The organism is Flavobacterium ginsengiterrae (assembly GCF_039539785.1).
Lineage (GTDB): Bacteria > Bacteroidota > Bacteroidia > Flavobacteriales > Flavobacteriaceae > Flavobacterium > Flavobacterium ginsengiterrae.
In genome coordinates this window covers 1,258,096-1,275,685 of the sequence record NZ_BAABDU010000003.1, presented here as the reverse complement: position 1 = coordinate 1,275,685, position 17,590 = coordinate 1,258,096, and the positions used below count along the sequence as shown (strand labels likewise).

Annotated in this window: 22 protein-coding genes; 18 read left to right on the top strand and 4 right to left on the bottom strand. The window is 32.1% G+C overall.

Annotated features, from left to right (window positions below):
- The first annotated feature begins 80 nt into the window (after window positions 1-80).
- From ABD859_RS08390 to ABD859_RS08380, 3 genes are all read left to right on the top strand, one after another.
- Entirely contained in the window at window positions 81-677 is a 597-nt protein-coding gene (locus tag ABD859_RS08390) for a Crp/Fnr family transcriptional regulator (protein WP_345142839.1), read from the top strand.
- Window positions 678-758: 81 nt separating this feature from the next.
- The gene (locus ABD859_RS08385) at window positions 759-1,046 is read left to right on the top strand and encodes a hypothetical protein (protein WP_345142836.1); all 288 of its coding nucleotides are present in this window, start codon (window positions 759-761) and stop codon (window positions 1,044-1,046) included.
- Window positions 1,043-1,441, top strand: a complete 399-nt coding sequence (locus tag ABD859_RS08380) for a group III truncated hemoglobin (protein WP_345142834.1) — start codon at window positions 1,043-1,045, stop codon at window positions 1,439-1,441. Before ABD859_RS08385 ends, ABD859_RS08380 begins: the two co-directional genes overlap by 4 nt.
- 55 nt (window positions 1,442-1,496) lie before the next feature.
- On the opposite strand, the gene ABD859_RS08375 is transcribed toward ABD859_RS08380, so the two are convergent.
- The gene (locus tag ABD859_RS08375) at window positions 1,497-2,129 is read right to left on the bottom strand and encodes a 4'-phosphopantetheinyl transferase family protein (RefSeq protein ID WP_345142832.1); all 633 of its coding nucleotides are present in this window, start codon (window positions 2,127-2,129) and stop codon (window positions 1,497-1,499) included.
- 305 nt (window positions 2,130-2,434) lie between these two features.
- Between ABD859_RS08375 and ahcY the strand changes: the two genes are divergently transcribed.
- The 13 genes from ahcY to ABD859_RS08310 all read left to right on the top strand — a co-directional run bounded on the left by ahcY (window position 2,435) and on the right by ABD859_RS08310 (window position 11,433).
- Window positions 2,435-3,751: an adenosylhomocysteinase gene (ahcY, locus tag ABD859_RS08370; protein ID WP_345142830.1), complete on the top strand. Its 1,317-nt coding sequence runs from the start codon at window positions 2,435-2,437 to the stop codon at window positions 3,749-3,751.
- Window positions 3,752-3,908: 157 nt separating this feature from the next.
- The gene (locus tag ABD859_RS08365; RefSeq protein WP_345142827.1) at window positions 3,909-4,247 is read left to right on the top strand and encodes a hypothetical protein; all 339 of its coding nucleotides are present in this window, start codon (window positions 3,909-3,911) and stop codon (window positions 4,245-4,247) included.
- A gap of 30 nt (window positions 4,248-4,277) precedes the next feature.
- Window positions 4,278-4,562, top strand: coding sequence for a hypothetical protein (locus tag ABD859_RS08360; protein ID WP_345142824.1), 285 nt, complete (start codon window positions 4,278-4,280; stop codon window positions 4,560-4,562).
- 10 nt (window positions 4,563-4,572) lie between these two features.
- The gene (locus tag ABD859_RS08355) at window positions 4,573-5,652 is read left to right on the top strand and encodes a WG repeat-containing protein (protein WP_345142821.1); all 1,080 of its coding nucleotides are present in this window, start codon (window positions 4,573-4,575) and stop codon (window positions 5,650-5,652) included.
- A gap of 69 nt (window positions 5,653-5,721) precedes the next feature.
- Window positions 5,722-6,156, top strand: coding sequence for an SMI1/KNR4 family protein (locus tag ABD859_RS08350; RefSeq protein WP_345142818.1), 435 nt, complete (start codon window positions 5,722-5,724; stop codon window positions 6,154-6,156).
- A gap of 112 nt (window positions 6,157-6,268) precedes the next feature.
- The gene (locus tag ABD859_RS08345) at window positions 6,269-6,601 is read left to right on the top strand and encodes a DMT family transporter (protein WP_345142815.1); all 333 of its coding nucleotides are present in this window, start codon (window positions 6,269-6,271) and stop codon (window positions 6,599-6,601) included.
- Between the two features lie 15 nt (window positions 6,602-6,616).
- Window positions 6,617-7,078 carry a GNAT family N-acetyltransferase gene (locus ABD859_RS08340; protein ID WP_345142812.1) on the top strand — a complete coding sequence of 154 codons (462 nt, stop codon included), beginning with the start codon at window positions 6,617-6,619 and terminating at the stop codon, window positions 7,076-7,078.
- Window positions 7,075-7,725: a DUF3885 domain-containing protein gene (locus ABD859_RS08335; RefSeq protein ID WP_345142809.1), complete on the top strand. Its 651-nt coding sequence runs from the start codon at window positions 7,075-7,077 to the stop codon at window positions 7,723-7,725. The genes ABD859_RS08340 and ABD859_RS08335 overlap by 4 nt, the downstream gene beginning before the upstream one ends.
- 341 nt (window positions 7,726-8,066) lie before the next feature.
- Window positions 8,067-8,909: a bifunctional helix-turn-helix domain-containing protein/methylated-DNA--[protein]-cysteine S-methyltransferase gene (locus ABD859_RS08330; RefSeq protein ID WP_345143893.1), complete on the top strand. Its 843-nt coding sequence runs from the start codon at window positions 8,067-8,069 to the stop codon at window positions 8,907-8,909.
- Window positions 8,910-9,051: 142 nt separating this feature from the next.
- Window positions 9,052-9,807, top strand: a complete 756-nt coding sequence (locus ABD859_RS08325; protein WP_345142806.1) for an SDR family oxidoreductase — start codon at window positions 9,052-9,054, stop codon at window positions 9,805-9,807.
- Window positions 9,804-10,508 carry a 2OG-Fe(II) oxygenase gene (locus ABD859_RS08320; protein WP_345142803.1) on the top strand — a complete coding sequence of 235 codons (705 nt, stop codon included), beginning with the start codon at window positions 9,804-9,806 and terminating at the stop codon, window positions 10,506-10,508. The genes ABD859_RS08325 and ABD859_RS08320 overlap by 4 nt, the downstream gene beginning before the upstream one ends.
- Window positions 10,509-10,592: 84 nt before the next feature.
- Window positions 10,593-10,838: an Ada metal-binding domain-containing protein gene (locus ABD859_RS08315; RefSeq protein WP_345142800.1), complete on the top strand. Its 246-nt coding sequence runs from the start codon at window positions 10,593-10,595 to the stop codon at window positions 10,836-10,838.
- A complete protein-coding gene (locus ABD859_RS08310) occupies window positions 10,825-11,433 on the top strand; it encodes an alpha-ketoglutarate-dependent dioxygenase AlkB family protein (RefSeq protein ID WP_345142797.1) in 609 nt (202 codons plus the stop codon). Before ABD859_RS08315 ends, ABD859_RS08310 begins: the two co-directional genes overlap by 14 nt.
- Before the next feature lie 5 nt (window positions 11,434-11,438).
- On the opposite strand, the gene ABD859_RS08305 is transcribed toward ABD859_RS08310, so the two are convergent.
- Window positions 11,439-11,759 carry an MmcQ/YjbR family DNA-binding protein gene (locus ABD859_RS08305; protein WP_345142794.1) on the bottom strand — a complete coding sequence of 107 codons (321 nt, stop codon included), beginning with the start codon at window positions 11,757-11,759 and terminating at the stop codon, window positions 11,439-11,441.
- A gap of 32 nt (window positions 11,760-11,791) precedes the next feature.
- Window positions 11,792-12,547, bottom strand: a complete 756-nt coding sequence (locus ABD859_RS08300) for an NUDIX hydrolase (protein WP_345142791.1) — start codon at window positions 12,545-12,547, stop codon at window positions 11,792-11,794.
- 304 nt (window positions 12,548-12,851) lie between these two features.
- Here ABD859_RS08300 and ABD859_RS08295 point away from each other — a divergent pair, with 304 nt between their 5' ends.
- Both ABD859_RS08295 and ABD859_RS08290 read left to right on the top strand, forming a co-directional pair.
- Entirely contained in the window at window positions 12,852-13,106 is a 255-nt protein-coding gene (locus ABD859_RS08295) for a hypothetical protein (RefSeq protein ID WP_345142788.1), read from the top strand.
- Window positions 13,107-13,268: 162 nt separating this feature from the next.
- The gene (locus tag ABD859_RS08290; protein ID WP_345142785.1) at window positions 13,269-15,293 is read left to right on the top strand and encodes a transglutaminase-like domain-containing protein; all 2,025 of its coding nucleotides are present in this window, start codon (window positions 13,269-13,271) and stop codon (window positions 15,291-15,293) included.
- Between the two features lie 56 nt (window positions 15,294-15,349).
- Here ABD859_RS08290 and ABD859_RS08285 read toward each other — a convergent pair whose 3' ends face one another.
- Entirely contained in the window at window positions 15,350-17,581 is a 2,232-nt protein-coding gene (locus ABD859_RS08285; protein ID WP_345142782.1) for a glycoside hydrolase family 3 N-terminal domain-containing protein, read from the bottom strand.
- Between the last annotated feature and the right edge of the window lie 9 nt (window positions 17,582-17,590).

The following is a 17,590-nucleotide window of genomic DNA, read 5'->3' as shown; positions in this document are numbered from 1 at the left end:
TAAAAGTTTTTTAATGCAGAAGAACTATTTTGAATGAATTATATTTGTCAAACGTCTTTTAATAAAATAAATAATACATTATGATTACAGTTGAATTATTAGAGAAATATGGCGTAAGCAAAAAAACTTTTGATCGAAATGATATTATTTTTGAAGAAGGAAATCTGCCCTTAAACTATTATCAGATTATTTCTGGTGAAGTTAAAATGAGTAATTATAATGATGATGGACGTGAATTTATTCAGGGAATATTCTATAAAACCCAGTCTTTTGGTGAACCTCCTCTATTTTTAAACCAAAAATACCCGGCAAATGCAATTGCGGTAGAAAATGCCGAGATTTTTATTCTTCCTAAAGAAAACTTCATGAAGCTTTTAGAACAAAATCCAAAAGTGAGCATTAAAATAATCGAAAATCTTGCACAGCGATTGTATTATAAATCAGTTATGGCTGCTGAAATTTCAACGCACGAACCAGAGCATCGTGTATTAAAACTAATTGATCACGGAATTGCATATTTCAATTTTCAAAAAGATAAAAACGGTTACCTAATCAATTTTACAAGACAGCAAATTGGAGATTTAACTGGCTTACGTGTAGAAACCGTTATAAGAGCAATTAAGGCACTTGAGAAAAAAGGCGAACTGAAGATTATTAATCGAAAAGTATACAGATAAAATAATTCTCGTTTTATGATTTTAATCATAAAATGAACATCGAATGTGGGCGTACATTTGTCATATAAAAATCTGAATATCATGACACTATATCAAACCACATTCGACATTTTCAATAAAAATTATATGGGTTCTGCTGCAATGGCAGTAATTGGGCAAAGCTGTTTAGGAGGCGCTGCTGCAATGTACGTTTTATCAAACGGAACTTCTATTCTTCAAATGGTACAACTGGCAATTATTGTTTTAGCTTGTATATTTGTAAACACTTCAATTTTAGCTCAAATGAAACATAAAGTTGTTTTTAATCTTTTAATTTTGAGCTCAGTTTTAAGTGTAGTATTTATTCTTATAAACACTTTATTGCTGTGAAAAAACAAATAGAAAATAGAGCTGACGTAAATTTTTTAGTCAACCATTTCTACGATAAAATAAGAGCCGATGAAGAAATCGGCTTTTATTTTAACGAAATGATTTCTGATTGGGATGCACATCTCGAAAAACTAACAGATTTTTGGGAAACCAATCTCTTTGGGATCCGAAAATACAAAGGAAATCCGCACGCCGTTCATAATGAAGTGGACGCTCATTTTGACGAAAAAATCACCGCAAACGAATTTGGAATCTGGCTTAATCACTGGTTTCAAACAATAGACGAATATTTTGAAGGCGAAAATGCCGATACTTTAAAAAGACGTGCCAGAAAAATGAGCACTTTTTTGTTTATGAGTATGTTTCAGCACAGACAAAAAGAAAGCGAAGTTTAGCTATTTATGTCTACCTTTTGAGGGACTTGGAATTTGGAATTTTCAAATTGGAATTTCAATTTTCAAAAGCATAAACCAACGTAAAATTCTCTATTTCGAGATAATGCACATCAAAATCTTTTACTAAATCATCAAAATACAGACTTGCAGAAGTCTGTTTTTCGTTTAAAGAAAAGTCTTCAACACAAATATGATCTTTAAAACTAATTCCTTTTTCATTTCTGATTTTAAAGATTGCTTCTTTGGCTCCCCAGATTACGGTTAATTTCTTTATATAATCTTCCGTTAAATCTGGCTCCAGATAACTGCATTCATAATCAGTAAATTTATCCGCGATTCTGATGATTTTTTCACGTTGCAATTCCATATCAATTCCAACAGTTTCTTCACTAATAATTATCGCTGCATAATTGTACGAATGCGTTATTGAAATATAGTTATGGCAGTCAAAATAAGGTTTTCCGAATTCATCATAATGTAAATCCTTATCTGTAAAACCCATTTCCTGAATCAGCATTCTCACGCTTAAAAAAGCACGCTGATGAAGTTCCGATTTCATTCCGTCCAATCTTCGTTGAGTCTTTTCTTTTAAAGTCACTTGACTGTACAATTCGTCAAAAGATTCTGTAATCTTCCAAATTAAAATCTTGGTGTTCTCGTTGAATTGTATGGTTTGAAATAGAGGCATTTTGAACTGTTTGTTGTTTTTTTAATAAACCATAAAAGTTATATAAGAGAATATAACTTTGGGCTAAAATATTTATTAAGTAAATTTAAGTATCTGTACTAAATCTGCACTTTAAGAAAAGCAAAGATACATTTAAGAATCTTTTTTTAATGAACTTATATCACTTATATGGTTAAAAACGATTCCTAAACTAACATTCTAAAGATTAAGAAATTAAAGATTTCACAAATCTTACAGAAAGTAGTAAAAATAAAAAGCTATTATGTAAATTTGCAAAAAATTATACATATACAAATATAATATAAATGAGTACTACAACTACGCCTTATGTGGCTTTCAAAGTAAAAGATATTTCTCTAGCGGCTTGGGGAAGAAAAGAAATTGAATTGGCTGAGGCTGAAATGCCAGGTTTAATGGCACTTCGTGCTGAATATAAAGATGAGCAGCCTCTTAAAGGTGCTCGTATTGCTGGATGTCTTCACATGACTATTCAGACTGCAGTTTTAATCGAAACTTTAATCGCTCTTGGTGCAGAAGTTACTTGGTCATCTTGTAACATTTTCTCTACTCAGGATCAGGCTGCTGCTGCAATTGCTGCTGCCGGAATTTCTGTTTACGCTTGGAAAGGTCTTAACGAAGAAGAATTTGACTGGTGTATTGAGCAGACTTTATTCTTTGGTGAAGACAGAAAACCATTAAACATGATTCTTGATGACGGTGGAGATTTAACAAACATGGTTATCGATCGTTACCCAGAATTAGTTCCTGGAATTAAAGGTCTTTCTGAAGAAACTACAACTGGTGTTCACAGACTTTACGAAAGAGTAAAAGCTGGAACTCTTCCAATGCCTGCAATCAACATTAACGATTCTGTTACTAAATCTAAATTTGACAACAAATACGGATGTAAAGAATCTGCTGTTGATGCTATTCGTCGTGCAACTGACTTAATGTTGGCTGGAAAAAGAGTAATTGTTTGCGGATACGGTGACGTAGGAAAAGGAACTGCAGCTTCTTTTAGAGGTGCTGGTTCTATCGTAACAGTTACTGAAATCGATCCAATTTGTGCTTTACAAGCTGCAATGGACGGTTACGAAGTTAAAAAATTAGATACTGTAATTGCTAATGCTGATATCATCATTACTACTACAGGAAATAAAGATATCGTTGTTGGAAGTCATTTCGAAAAAATGAAAGACAAAACTGTTGTTTGTAACATCGGACACTTTGATAACGAAATCGACATGGCTTGGTTAAACAAAAACCACGGTGCGTCTAAAATCGAAATCAAACCTCAGGTTGACAAATATACTATTGCTGGAAAAGATATCATTATCTTAGCAGAAGGTCGTTTAGTAAACCTTGGTTGCGCTACAGGTCACCCAAGTTTCGTAATGAGTAACTCATTTACAAACCAGACTTTAGCTCAAATCGAATTATGGAACAATGCTGCAGCATACAAAAATGAAGTTTACATGTTACCAAAACATTTAGATGAAAAAGTTGCTGCTTTACACTTAGCTAAATTAGGCGTTGAATTAGAAACTTTACGTGAAGATCAAGCAGCTTATATTGGTGTAGAAGTTCAAGGTCCATTCAAACCAGAATACTACAGATACTAAGAAATTTTAGATTTCTAAGTTTAGATTTCAGATTTCTTTACTATATCAAACCCGACAGGTTTTAAAACCTGTCGGGTTTCTTTTTTCTAATTTAATTTAACAAGACATTTACAGCTTTTTTCATTTATAACTTTAAATTTGAAATTCAATTATAAAAATGACAGAAGAAAAAATCTTGCCCGATGCATTCAAATTAAACGCCGAATTAATAGATAATATTAATACAATGAATTTCGAGAATTTAAAAAACAATTTCGGAATCAATACGGCTGTTTTTGAAGAAATCAAAGAAGAATTATTCGAGTATTTTGAAACTCAAAATTTACCAAAACTCAAAATTCTTAAAACTCATTTCAGTATTTTCAAATACGATTCATCTGAAAATTTTGGTATTGAAGCAAAAATTTTCACTGCAGATCACAAAGAAACCGAATTAACTTTACATACCGAATTCTGCAATAATAGCTTACAATTCAAGTTAATTGAAGTAATGTAGCATTACCTTTAAAATTTAAAATACTAATAAATGATCGAGACAATTATATATGATTTACATGGTTCAAAAGAAATGTCTTTTACCTGCATTCATATCGCGGCTGCAATAGATTCAAAAAATCAAGTTGGATTTTTCTATTCAGAAGCCGAGGAAGATCTTCCTCAAATTGCTTGGTGTAGTTCTTGTGAACAATACCTGCTGGATAATAATGAAGAATGGACTGATACTTTTGAAACCTTAGCCGATTTTAAGATGTTATGCTCTGATTGTTTTGAAGAAGCAAAAAACAATGAATTACAAGCCTATATCAGATAAATATATTTTTATGAAAAAAGTTATCATCCTCGTTTTACTTCTCAGTTTGAACTCTTCAGCATTTGCTCAAACCAATGATATTTGGACGTCTTTTCCAAATAAAGACACTACACTTATTGGTTTTAAAGACAAAAACGGCACAATAAAAATCGAACCAAAATTTACAGGTTTTACAATTGCCCGTGAATTCGAAAATATCATTGCTGTTTCTGAAGAAGAAAACGGAAAATGGAAAAGTTATTATTTAACCAAACAAGGAAAAGTTGTTGGGAGAGACAGTTTGTATGTTTTTGATAACGGACCAGATTGTGAAAATGAAGGCTTCATAAGATTTACAGATCGTAAAACGGATAAAATGGGAATCTTTAACAGCGAAGGAAAAATTGTAATTCCTGCCGAATATAACGGAGTATCAAAAGTGCAAAACGGAATTATTGCTGTTCTAAAAGATGCTGAAAAAAAGCAAGACGGCGAACATTATTTCTGGACTGGCGGAAAACAGTTTCTAATAGATATAAATAACAAAATCCTGGTCGAAAATTTCAAAGACAGTAACGATCTAAATTTTTATTCATTAGAAAAATCAAAAGAACCAAGTAAAGACCAAACTAGAGAAAGTTTTCTGGGAGTCGACGGCATATATTATTCATTTATTAATTATGATAAAGATTTCAAACATTGGCTTAAAAGCACTTTTTTACCCAATTTATCCAAAGCTGGTTTAGAAAACCATTCTTTTGATAAAATTACCTATTGGAAAGAACCCGACGGCTGGATAAACGAATCTAAAACCAAATTTATAGAGCAGAATTACACTCTTTTAAAACTAAAATTACAGCAGTTAAATGCAAAAAAAACAGATTACTTTATTTCTTCTGATGGATTAAATCAGTTTATTTATGAATCTGAGGAATACAGCATATATTTCAACAATTGTAACGAATCTAAAGACTGGCAATATCCCACTATGGATATTGTAATAAATCCGAAAAACAAACTTGATTCCGGACAGGATCATTTTGAATTTTTAAGAACCGAAAACGGCTATAAATTGATTAGTGTTTCTTTTGCAAAAAATGATCTGAAATAATCTTTTTACTCCGCCTTTTTGTAAGATTAATATTTGATATTTTTGTAGTAAAATTTAAAATCTTAATCAATGTGGTACAATATCTTGACTTTTTACAGCAAGCAAGAAGGTTTAAAGGAAGAATCCAAAATAAGATTTGACGGCAAGAATTCACTCCCAAATGAAATTTACATCCCAGAAGAATTATTTGAGTTATTAAAATTTTCTAATGGTGGAGGAATTATAAATAATGAAAGGGAGTTTGGTTATTTTTCATTAACTGAAATTGAGAGTTTTTATAAGGAATACCAATTTGATATTTATACCCCTTTATTTTTACCTATTGCATTTAATGGAGGTGGAATTTTCTATGTCTATGATTTTAGAAACCAAATTGATATAAAAATTGCTGCGGTAAGTTCTGGTGATTTGGATTATGAAAGCGCTGTAATTATAGGTAAAACATTAAAGGAAGTCCTGAGCAAAACAAACAATATAGAAGATGAATTATATACTTCTATGTAAAAACGAAAGAGCTTTTTTTTAAATAAAGTTAGAAAAAGAATCTTTAATCAATCCACCGCATTTTGTGTCTCTTCTAAATACATAGTATTTTACCTTTGCAAAAAAATAAACCATGAAGAATTTTCTATTTCTATTTCTTGCTATAATTTTTGAAATCATCGCAACCTCAGCATTAAAAAAGTCTGAAGAATTCACTAAACTTCTGCCGAGTATTATTACTGTAATTGGTTATTGCGGTGCGTTTTATTTTTTGAGTTTTGCTATTAGAACAATTCCTGTTGGTTTTGCTTATGCAATTTGGTCTGGTGTTGGCATTGTTTTAATCACAATAATAGGCGCAGTTTTCTTTAAAGAGATTCCGGATTTACCGGCAATTGTAGGTTTAGCACTAATTATACTTGGCGTTATTGTGATTAATGTTTTTTCTAAAACTGTGGTCCATTAAATTTAAATTTTCAAAATGATTTTTAGAAACGCCACATTTTCTGATTTGGAAGAAATGCAAAAACTCTATGTTGAAACCATTCAATCTGTCTGTAAAAATGATTATAACGAAGAACAAAGAAAAGTCTGGAGTTCAGGAATAAATAATACCAAAAGATGGATTGAAGTTCTAAACACACAATTTGTTCTATTGGCTATAATCGAAAATCAAATTGCTGGTTTTGGAACTTTAAAAGATGGAAATTATATTGATTTTTTCTATATTCATAAAGACTTCCAAAGACAAGGAATTGCAGATAACCTTTTGAATGAATTGGAAGTCGAAGCCAAAAAACATAATTCAAAAATCATAACTTCAGATGTCAGTATAACTGCAAGACCATTTTTTGAAAAGAAAGGATTTGTTGTAAAAACTGAACAAAAAAATATTCGACAGAATGTTGAATTGATTAATTATAAAATGAAAAAGAGATTATGAATTCTTTTAAACCAAAATATCAGGAATTTATAAACGAAAACTTTAAAGGGCTAAAGTTAAGAAAACCATTATTTTACAACTGGAAATTTGGACTTCGTTTTAACCTGCAAGCGGAAAATATAAACACTGAGAAATACTTTGAAGAAGTAAACAAACGTGCAGTGGCAATTTTTGAAACTACTTTTTCTAATACCGATAACATTTTCTTAATCCTTACAGATTACAAATTCAGAAGAAAAAAAATAAGATTTTCAAACTATATATTCAACCAAATTGACAACCTTAAGAAACAAGAGATATCTTATTCAAAAGTCAAAAAATTATATGAGCCAAATGATGAATTAGATATTAGAAATATTGCCGCTATAAAACTTACTACTAAAAGATTGAACTATAGAAATATTTTATCTGCAATTGCAAATTCAGATTTTCTATCAAGACAACCAAGATATGATAAAAGAGGAGTATTTACAGATGCTGAAATTTACATTATAAATATTGACAAAAAAATAATATTCAACATGTATGATGATCGTGGACTGGATATTATATGTACAGATAAAGATACTATTTTTCCTATTTACAAAAAATATAATGATTGGATACTAGACTTTGATAGAAAAAAAATAGATAATCTATTTGTATAAATTAATTTGTACTTTTTCGTTTGTATTAATTGAAATGATTGTGATGAATGTTTTTTCTAAAACTGTGGCGCATTAAGACATATTGCCGCAAAGACGCTAAGACACAAAGTTTTTAATTTTAAGCTTTTACCAATCTTTGTCGAGCTGCTTGCGGTCCTTCGACTTCTCTCAGGATGACCATACTGAGAAAAAGAACTTTGTGTCTTTGCGACTTTGTGGCAAAAAAACTTTGCGAACTTTGCGTAAAACCTTGCGCTCTTTGCGGCTAAAAAAACAAAGCAAGTTTCGGATTTTATACCTCTCAAAACCAATCGATATTTGTATTATAAAATTGAATGAAGATGAACACACAGGAAAACATCAATTATAATCGTATCGCCGAAGCTATAGATTATATCAAAGCAAATTTTAAAGATCAGCCCAATCTTGATGAAGTGGCCGAAAAAGTACATTTGAGCCCGTTTCATTTTCAGAGACTTTTCAGCGAATGGGCAGGTACGAGTCCGAAGAAATTTTTGCAATATACCAGTATCGAACACGCAAAAAAATTACTAAAAGAAAATCAGATTTCTGTTTCTGAAACGGCTTTCGAAACCGGACTTTCCGGCACAAGCCGTCTCCACGATTTATTTGTAAACATAGAAGGAATGACGCCTGCCGAATATAAAAACGGTGGAAAAAACCTTTCTATCAATTATAGTTTTGCCGAAAGTCCGTTTGGGAATATCATTGTCGCTTCAACTCAAAAAGGCGTTTGTTTTATGGCTTTCGCCGAAGATGAAACCGCTGGATTTATTGTATTAAAAGATAAATTCCCAAATGCTCAATTCTCTAAGAAATTGGATCTAGCACAACAAAATGCACTCTTTATTTTTCAAAACGACTGGAGTAAATTATCTGAAATCAAACTGCATTTAAAAGGAACCGATTTTCAACTGAAAGTTTGGGAAACTTTGCTAAAAATCCCAATGGGACAACTCTCGACTTATGGTGCAATTGCAAATCAAATTGATAAACCAAATGCTTCACGAGCAGTTGGAACAGCGATTGGAAGCAATCCTGTTGCATTTCTAATTCCGTGTCACCGTGTGATTCAGTCTTCAGGAACATTTGGCGGTTATATGTGGGGAAATACTAGAAAAACAGCTATTATCGGTTGGGAAGGCGCGCAACTAAATCTATAATTTTTTCGCCACAAATTCGTGAATTGCTTCGCCAGTTCGCTATCGCTCGAGTCGTGGCGGAAAAACTTACTCCAAAACACCGCAAGTTTCGGATTTTTTAGCTTTTTCTATTTTAGAAACTTTGTATTCTAAAATCATAGAAATGGAAAAATTAAAAAACAAAACTGCTTTTATAACTGGCGGAACCAACGGAATGGGATTTGCAACAGCACAGGAATTCATAAACAATGGTGCAAAAGTAATTATAACCGGACGCAGTGAAAAAACCGTAAATAAAGCTGTTGAAGAATTAGGCAAAAACGCCATCGGAATTGTATCGAATGCAGGACAATTATCAGATATTTTCGAACTGCAAAACCAAATAAAAAAGTATACTGACCAAATAGATATTTTGTTTGTAAATGCAGGATATGGTAAATTCAATTCTATTGAAAATGTAAGCATCGAAGAATTTGACGAGGTTTTTAATATGCTGGTAAAAGGAACATTTTTTACTGTACAGCAAATTTTACCTTTAATGTCTGAAGGAGGTTCGATTATTTTAAACACTACTTTTTTAACTGATATCGGGCAACCCAATATGTCGGTTTATACAGCTGCAAAAGCTTCGGTTCAATCCTTTATCAAAACCTTTGCTGCTGAATGTACTTCAAAGAAAATCCGGGTAAACAGAATCAGTCCGGGGTATATTTCTACTAACATTTTTAATAATACCGGCATGAGTCAGGAAAACATTAAAAGTACAATTGATGCTGTTACACCTACTCTTCCGTTTAAGCGTTTTGGAGAACCAGCCGAGATTGCCAAAACCGCTTTATTTCTTGCCTCAGACGACGCTTCGTACATTCATGGAATCGAATTAAGAGTCGACGGAGGTCTATCAAAAACAAACTCATGAAAACAAAAATAGAATCTCTTAATTGGGAAAATATAACCGAATCTATGCACGAAAATGGATTCGCCATTATTCCGAATGTATTGAATAACGAACAATGTGAAGACTTAAAATTTGATTATGATAATCCAAATTTATATCGAAAAACAGTTGTTATGGAGCGTTATCGGTTTGGTTTGGGCGAATACAAATATTTCAATTATCCGCTTCCGGATTTAATTCAAAATATCAGAACTTCTATTTATCCAAATCTGGCTCCAATTGCTAATGCCTGGATGAAAGCTTTAAATATTAATACCGTTTTTCCTAAAACGCATGAGGAACTTTTAAAACAATGTCATGAAAACGATCAATTAAAAGCAACGGTTTTGATTCTAAAATATGGCAAAAGCGGCTTCAATACTTTACATCAGGATTTGTATGGCGATGTTTATTTCCCGATTCAAATTGTGCTTTTTTTAAATGAACCTGATAAAGATTTTACGGGAGGCGAATTTGTTCTAACACAGCAAACGCCAAGAGCGCAATCTAAAGCTATTGTTTTGAAACCTAAAAAAGGTGACATTTTAGTTTTCACAACCAATTTCAGGCCTGTAAAAGGTTCAAAAGGATATTATAGAGTAAACATGAAACACGGTGTAAGCGAAGTTCATTCGGGAGAAAGATTTACGCTTGGGATTATTTTTCATGATGCGTTAACTTAAGGTACAGAGAGACAAAGTTACAAAGGTGCAAAGATTAGAGCCTTTGTAACTCTGTTCCTTTGAATCTTTGCAACTTAAAAAACAATGATTCAACACAATAAAATTTCAGATTCTGATCTTCGGAATAAAATTAAAAATGGCGAAATTTGCTTTGGTGGCAATCGAAAGCTAAAAATCTACGGAACTTTAAAATGTTCTTCTGGAAAACGAATGAGACGCGAAAATCGGGTTTTCTTTTTATCTGAAAGTGAAGCCAGACAAAATGGTTTCAGACCTTGTGGACATTGCATGAAAACCGAATATCTAAACTGGAAAAATGGACTTATTTAATCCTCAAATAGACGAAACAACAAATCTGCTTCCGAAAGATGGAACAGTAAATTACTATGGAAAACTGTTTTCAAGAAAAGATGCTGATTTTTACCGTGATGTTTTATTAGAAACAATCGAGTGGAAAAATGACGAGGCCATTATTTTTGGAAAATTGATTTTAACCAAACGAAAAGTAGCCTGGTACGGCGATCAGGAATTTGAATATACGTATTCAAACACAACTAAAAAAGCACTGCCGTGGACAAAAGAGCTTTTAGAATTAAAAAAAATCATTGAAGAAAAAACCGGCGAAACTTTCAATTCCTGTCTTTTGAATTTATATCATTCTGGCGAAGAAGGAATGGCGTGGCACAGCGATGCCGAAAAAGATTTAAAGAAAAACGGAGCAATTGGTTCTGTTAGTTTTGGCGCCGAACGCAAATTTGCTTTTAAGCATAAAGAATCTAAAGAGACCGTTTCTATGATTTTGGAACATGGAAGTTTATTGGTTATGAAAGATGAAACTCAGACGCATTGGTTACACAGACTTCCACCAACTAAAACAACCCAAAAACCCAGAGTAAATTTGACTTTTAGAACTATTGTAAGATAGAAATGTTACTTCTTTTTTGCAGCAACATTTTCATACGAACGTATTAAAGCATCTTCAAACATTTCTGGTCTTACTCTCGAAAGTTCGACAATTGTCCAGCCCTGCTGTCCCCATTTATTTGGAACGGGATAAAATATCTTTTCGCTGGAAGAACAAAAAACTGATTGATCTATTTCGTTTAATTTTAAAACCGCTTGATTATTTTTTTCATCAAAAGTGGCAAAAATCTTTTTCTTAATTCTAAAAGAAGTTTTCTCAAAGTGAGGTTCTTCCGCTGCATCTGGAAATGACATTGCTAATTTTCTAAATTCTTCAATTGAAACCATAATTATCATTTTTAAAGATTAAAGCTTATTTTTTACCAGCCTTGATTTAGTCCGTTTTTAAGAACTTCATCGTATTTTTCTTTATCAAAAGAATACAAGTTTGGGGCTTTGTGTGCTACATTACTTTTCTTTTCGTCCAGTTTCTTTAAGATGCCGATATTGGTGATTTTTCTAAGAAAGTTTCGTCTGTCGAGTTTTTTATCTAAAATGGTTTCATACAATTTTTGCAGTTCAGGAATTGTAAATTTTTCCGGCAATAAATTATAACCTATTGGCATTAAATTCAATTCGACTCTTAAAGTATCAAGTGCTTTATCCAGAATTTCACGATGATCCAAAATAAGATTGGGAACTTCTTTATGATCAATCCATTCTACAATTTCATGCGGGTTTATTGGATTTGGAAAAATTTTTGAAAAATCAACTAATGCATAATATCCAATGGTAACAAAACGTCTCGTTAACCATTTTCCCTGCTCAGGATTAATGTTTAAATATTCTAAAAGTTCATTGTCAAAATGATTTTCATTTCTCTTAATTTTTCCAAACGTAGAAAACTGTCTCAAAAAAACACCTTCTACTCCGGTTCTTTCGTTTAACACTGTCACTGCTGCAGTATCAATATCCTCATTTATGGGTATAAAACCGCCTGGCAAAGACCATTGTTCATTATGAGGAACCTTAATAAGCAATACTTTTAACTGATTATCATGAAATCCAAAAATGACACAATCTATAGAAAGTCCCGGCTGGTAATTTTCACTATTATCTAATATAGATTTTATCATTTATTGTTTAATGAGTTCTGTTTTCGAGTTAATTGAAGTATGCAATTTACTTTATTTTGAAAAACTGTAACCTAATTTTTAAAAATAAGTCTTTATAATATAAATCATATTATTGAAAATTTTAAAAGTGTACAAATCACAATTTAAGTTAAAATTACTCAATTAATCAAAAAAATAAGTACATTGCGTCATAATAACACATTAAGCACTTAAATTGTTAAAAATCAACTTTTAAGCAAGAAAATACTTTCTAAAACCAAGTTTAAAAAGAGGAAAAATAAACAGAATTTTAATTAAGAAGATTATGATTACAAGCCCATTAAAAAATATCAACCAAAGAATTAAAACTAAAATCTGGTCTTCTTTTGGATTCGTCTCAAAAACTTATCTTCTTGAAGCTTCTTTAAAATACAGCGAAGAGCAGGAACGAATTTTTAACGAGGTAATTGAGCGAGAAGTTAAAAATAAAAAAACTAAACGAGAGGCTCTTGATAAAGCTCTACTTGAATCTTATAAAGGAATTGGCGCTATGGATTTTATTCATACCGTTTTAAAATAAACTCTAAAATCTTCTATATAATACATTTAAACCTCACACAATTGTGAGGTTTTTTATTGCCGATAAGTTTTACAAAATATATGAAAAAAATCTCTTAGTATTATTTACTTTTGTCTGTTCCTAGTAAGAATATACACCAATAAAAATTAGATATTTATAAGCATGGAAAATACAGTAGATTTAGAACATTACAAAATTCAGAAACCTGAAAACTGGGCTCCAAACATTGATGACAATCAGTTAATTGAAAATATAAAAGAATCCGATTTTTCAAATAAACAAGTCGAAGAAGGAAGAGATTTCTGTTATCTTTTAGATAAAGTTTATTATACAAGCGACAACGAAAACAGCGAATATGCGTGCGTTGCTTATACACTTAACGAGCCATCAAATCTGGAAAGTGCATCTGCAAAAGATATTATTGTAGAAGAAAATGAAACATACATTATTCATAGAATAAGTGTTTTACGAGAAGGTGTTTTAATTGATAAAATTGCCGATACTAAAATTAAGGTGCTCGACAACGAAAACCAAAGTGAAGGCGGTATTTTAAGTAGCAGTAAAAAAGTAAATATTACCATAAAAGATCTTCGTCTTTATGATGTTTTAATTACAGAAGATTCGAGAGTAAAAGTATTTACAGATCGCGATTTTATGCGAAAAGAATTTCTAAAGTACGTATTTGTTACTCCAAGTACTTACTGGGCTTACGGAACTTATAAATTTACATTTATTAACGATCGTAAAGATACTGTTGCATACAAAAAAACATTTTTTAGAGATGAAGAAGGAAATGTTTTAGAACCTGAAATCAGTTATTTACAAAAAGGTGAAAGATTTGTATTTGAAGAAGAAAACTATATTAACTTTTTTGATACCAATAGAGAAATCGCACCATTTATTGATTTTGCAACAAATAGCAGCTGGATTGATCTTGCCAATTATATTGCACCTCTTTATGAAGATGTTTACAGCAAGGCTTCTTTAAAAGAATTTGCTCCTAAACTGGTTGAAAAACTAGATGCAATTGCAGATAAAGATGAACAATTACAATTTGCTGTCGATTATGTGCAAAACCATGTTTATTACACTTATAATGCTGACGAAATGAACGGTCACAAACCACAGGAACCAGCCATTACGTATGAAAACAAACAAGGAGACTGCAAAGCAAAATCGGTTTTATTGAAAGTGGTTTTAGATTACCTGAATGTTGATTCGTCTGTTGTCTTGGTAAACTTTAATACAGATCACTACATTACACATTATCTTCCGTCTTTACTGACTTTTAATCACGTAATTTTAAAAATCAATTACAAAGGCGAAACCTATTTTATTGATGCAACTTCAAGAGATGAATTTGGATTAATTGAAAATCGCGGTTTTATCTATTTTATGCATTATCTTGAAGTAAAACCAAATCAGGGACTGCAAATTAGAGAACCTCATAAATTCTCTTATTATGGCATTAATGAAAAAGTAGATTTCAGCGCTCAAAACAATATTGGACAGTTAAAATTGGTTACGACATACAAAGGAAATCGTGCTAATTATATGCGTAAATATTTTAAGAATACGAATAAAAGAGAAATTGTTGACAGTTGGAACAACTTCTTATTTTATACTTTGAATTATTCAAATGACAGAAACGGAACTGACATAAGAACTATTTTTAAAAATGCTGCTCTTGATATTATAAGCGATGATAAAAAACTGAATGAATTTACGATTCAATATCAGGCCGAAATTGATAATCCATATTTTACAGATCAGCAAAAAAATCGCTTTTTAATGTATTTTGACCGAAATATGGTTAAAAATGGTGCGAGAGATTTTATGCATACTGATATTCCTTTCTGGCATAATTTTGACAACGAAAAGTACGAAGTCAATTTAACAACAGATCAAAAAATTGATGTTCAGGAAAAATATACTATTCAGGAAAGTACCATCAATAATCCTTATTTTGATTATACAAGCCGCAAGAAAGTAACTAAAAATGGTGCTTCAATTTATATTGATTTTAAACCATTAGTAAATCTTGAAATTCCTCAAAAAGATTTTGAAGATTTTAGAAATGCTCATCATGAAGTTGCTGACAGCAATTTTGGAATTGGAATTGACATAATTGAGCAAGGACTTTTAAATATGCTGAAATACAATTTTAAAAAGCGTCTTAATAAATAATTGTAATAAAAAACGGGGTCTTATTGAGACCCCGTTTTTTTCAACTTTATTCTATACTAATTCGCCAATAATTCAAAAGCTGATTTCAATTTAATATCTGCAGACGAAGAACCAATCATAAGTTCAAAATCTCCAGGTTCTGCCGTCCATTCCATTTTATTATTGTAAAAAGAAAGTTTTTCTTTATCAATAGTAAATTCGATTGTTTTAGATTCTCCTGCATTCAGTTTCACTTTTTGAAAATCTCTTAATTCTAAAACCGGGCGTACTACAGATCCAAATTTATCTTTTAAGTATAATTGAGCTACTTCTTCTCCAGTCGCTTTTCCGCTGTTTTTTAATTGAAAAGAAACTTTAATTGTTTCATTACTTTTAATTTTTGATGACGATAATTTTAAATCAGAGTAATCAAATGTTGTATAACTCAATCCGTAACCAAAAGGGAATTTAGGTGAGTTTTTTAAATCAATATAAGCCGAAACATAGTTTGTTTCGTTCTCATTTTTTGCAGGTCTTCCGGTACTAAAATGATTATAGTAAATTGGCACTTGTCCTACTTCTCTAGGAAAAGTCATAGGCAGTTTCCCCGACGGATTGTAATCTCCAAATAAAACATTTGCAATTGCATTTCCGGCTTCGGTTCCTAACCACCATGTGTACACAATAGCTGGAACATTATCTGCTGTCCAGTTAAAAACTAAAGGTCTTCCGGCATTTATTAAAACTACAACAGGTTTTCCTGTTGCCTGAATTGCTTTTACTAAATCTTCCTGAACGCCTGGTAAATGCAGATCGCTTCGGCTTTTTGCTTCACCACTCATGTCACGTCTTTCACCAATACTTAAAATAACAACATCGGCTTGTTTTGCCGCTGCTACTGCTTCTGCAAATCCATCTTTGTTATTTCCTTCAATTTCACAGCCTTTTGCATAAATTAATTTTGTGTTTTTACCCGCTTTGTTCTGCAGACCGTCCCATTGAGAAACTATCCATTTGTTGTAATCAACTTCTGGAAGTTCAACAGACCAAAAGCCCATATTTTCTTTATATTCTTTTACCATTGGTCCAATGAATGCAATCGTTTTTACATTTTTTGAAATTGGTAAAGTCTGATTTTCATTCTTTAATAAAACGATACTTTTCTCTGCAACTTCAAGTGCCGCTTTTCTGTGTTCCGGATTATTTAATGCTTTCTCTTCACGTTTTCCATCAGAATATCTGTAAGGATAATCAAATAAACCTAATTCAAATTTCTTTCGAAGAATACGTTTTACTGCATCATCAATTAAATCAACAGAAACTCTGCCTTCTTTTACTAACTGAGCTAAATTATATCGATACGCATTACTTTCCATATCCATATCGCTTCCGGCAGTAATGGCAGAATAAGCAGCTTCTTTTAGATCTTTAGAATAGCCGTGAGCAACCATTTCTCCAATTGAACCCCAGTCAGAAACTACAAATCCTTGGAAATTCCATTTTCCTTTTAAAATATCGCGTTGTAAATGTGCGTTTCCTGTTGCCGGAATTCCGTTAATATCATTAAATGAATTCATGAATGTTGCTGCTCCGGCATCTAAAGCGGCTTTAAAAGGCGGTAAATAGGTTTCCCACAACATTCTTTCGCTCATATCGACAGAATTGTAATCTCTTCCGCCCACACCTGCTCCATACGCTGCAAAGTGTTTTACGCAGGCCATTACAGAATTCAGGTCTCCTAATTTATTTCCTTGAAAACCTTTTACTCTTGCATAAGCAATTTTAGAGCCTAAGTATGTATCTTCTCCAGCTCCTTCCATTACACGTCCCCATCGCGGGTCACGGCTAATATCTACCATTGGTGCAAATGTCCAGTGTATACCACTCGCCGCCGCTTCAGTTGCTGCTACTCTTGCTGCCAGTTCTATAGCTGGTAAATCCCAGCTTGCCGCTTCTGCTAACGGAAGCGGAAAAGTTGTTTTGTATCCGTGAATCACATCCTGACCAAATAACAACGGAATTTTAAGTCGTGACTGCATCGCCAATTCCTGATATTGTCTGGTATATTTTGTTCCGATGATATTAAGCATCGATCCAATTAAACCGGCTTTTATTTCAGCCTGTTTGTTTGGGTTAATGGTTATTGGTCCTGTTGCCTGATTATCACCTGTGTATTGATTAAGCTGACCAATTTTTTCTTCAATTGTCATTTTTTTCAACAGATCATTTACTTTCTGATCTATTGTCTGCTGCTGTGCTCCCGCAAAAAGCGAAATCATAAGCAAGGCAAATGTGGTTATTTTTTTCATGAAAATAGT

Excerpts from the sequence above, each read along its gene's own strand:
- ABD859_RS08325 (WP_345142806.1), top strand. The coding sequence starts at position 9,052 with ATGGAAAAATTAAAAAACAAAACTGCTTTTATAACTGGCGGAACCAAC.
- ABD859_RS08285 (WP_345142782.1), bottom strand. The coding sequence starts at position 17,581 with ATGAAAAAAATAACCACATTTGCCTTGCTTATGATTTCGCTTTTTGCG.
- ABD859_RS08305 (WP_345142794.1), bottom strand. The coding sequence starts at position 11,759 with ATGGTTTCAATTGAAGAATTTAGAAAATTAGCAATGTCATTTCCAGAT.
- ABD859_RS08340 (WP_345142812.1), top strand. The coding sequence starts at position 6,617 with ATGATTTTTAGAAACGCCACATTTTCTGATTTGGAAGAAATGCAAAAA.
- ABD859_RS08375 (WP_345142832.1), bottom strand. The coding sequence starts at position 2,129 with ATGCCTCTATTTCAAACCATACAATTCAACGAGAACACCAAGATTTTA.
- ABD859_RS08300 (WP_345142791.1), bottom strand. The coding sequence starts at position 12,547 with ATGATAAAATCTATATTAGATAATAGTGAAAATTACCAGCCGGGACTT.
- ABD859_RS08345 (WP_345142815.1), top strand. The coding sequence starts at position 6,269 with ATGAAGAATTTTCTATTTCTATTTCTTGCTATAATTTTTGAAATCATC.
- ABD859_RS08315 (WP_345142800.1), top strand. The coding sequence starts at position 10,593 with ATGATTCAACACAATAAAATTTCAGATTCTGATCTTCGGAATAAAATT.
- ABD859_RS08365 (WP_345142827.1), top strand. The coding sequence starts at position 3,909 with ATGACAGAAGAAAAAATCTTGCCCGATGCATTCAAATTAAACGCCGAA.
- ABD859_RS08390 (WP_345142839.1), top strand. The coding sequence starts at position 81 with ATGATTACAGTTGAATTATTAGAGAAATATGGCGTAAGCAAAAAAACT.
- ABD859_RS08335 (WP_345142809.1), top strand. The coding sequence starts at position 7,075 with ATGAATTCTTTTAAACCAAAATATCAGGAATTTATAAACGAAAACTTT.
- ABD859_RS08310 (WP_345142797.1), top strand. The coding sequence starts at position 10,825 with ATGGACTTATTTAATCCTCAAATAGACGAAACAACAAATCTGCTTCCG.
- ABD859_RS08385 (WP_345142836.1), top strand. The coding sequence starts at position 759 with ATGACACTATATCAAACCACATTCGACATTTTCAATAAAAATTATATG.
- ABD859_RS08295 (WP_345142788.1), top strand. The coding sequence starts at position 12,852 with ATGATTACAAGCCCATTAAAAAATATCAACCAAAGAATTAAAACTAAA.
- ABD859_RS08355 (WP_345142821.1), top strand. The coding sequence starts at position 4,573 with ATGAAAAAAGTTATCATCCTCGTTTTACTTCTCAGTTTGAACTCTTCA.
- ABD859_RS08360 (WP_345142824.1), top strand. The coding sequence starts at position 4,278 with ATGATCGAGACAATTATATATGATTTACATGGTTCAAAAGAAATGTCT.
- ABD859_RS08350 (WP_345142818.1), top strand. The coding sequence starts at position 5,722 with ATGTGGTACAATATCTTGACTTTTTACAGCAAGCAAGAAGGTTTAAAG.
- ABD859_RS08290 (WP_345142785.1), top strand. The coding sequence starts at position 13,269 with ATGGAAAATACAGTAGATTTAGAACATTACAAAATTCAGAAACCTGAA.
- ABD859_RS08330 (WP_345143893.1), top strand. The coding sequence starts at position 8,067 with ATGAACACACAGGAAAACATCAATTATAATCGTATCGCCGAAGCTATA.
- ABD859_RS08320 (WP_345142803.1), top strand. The coding sequence starts at position 9,804 with ATGAAAACAAAAATAGAATCTCTTAATTGGGAAAATATAACCGAATCT.
- ahcY (WP_345142830.1), top strand. The coding sequence starts at position 2,435 with ATGAGTACTACAACTACGCCTTATGTGGCTTTCAAAGTAAAAGATATT.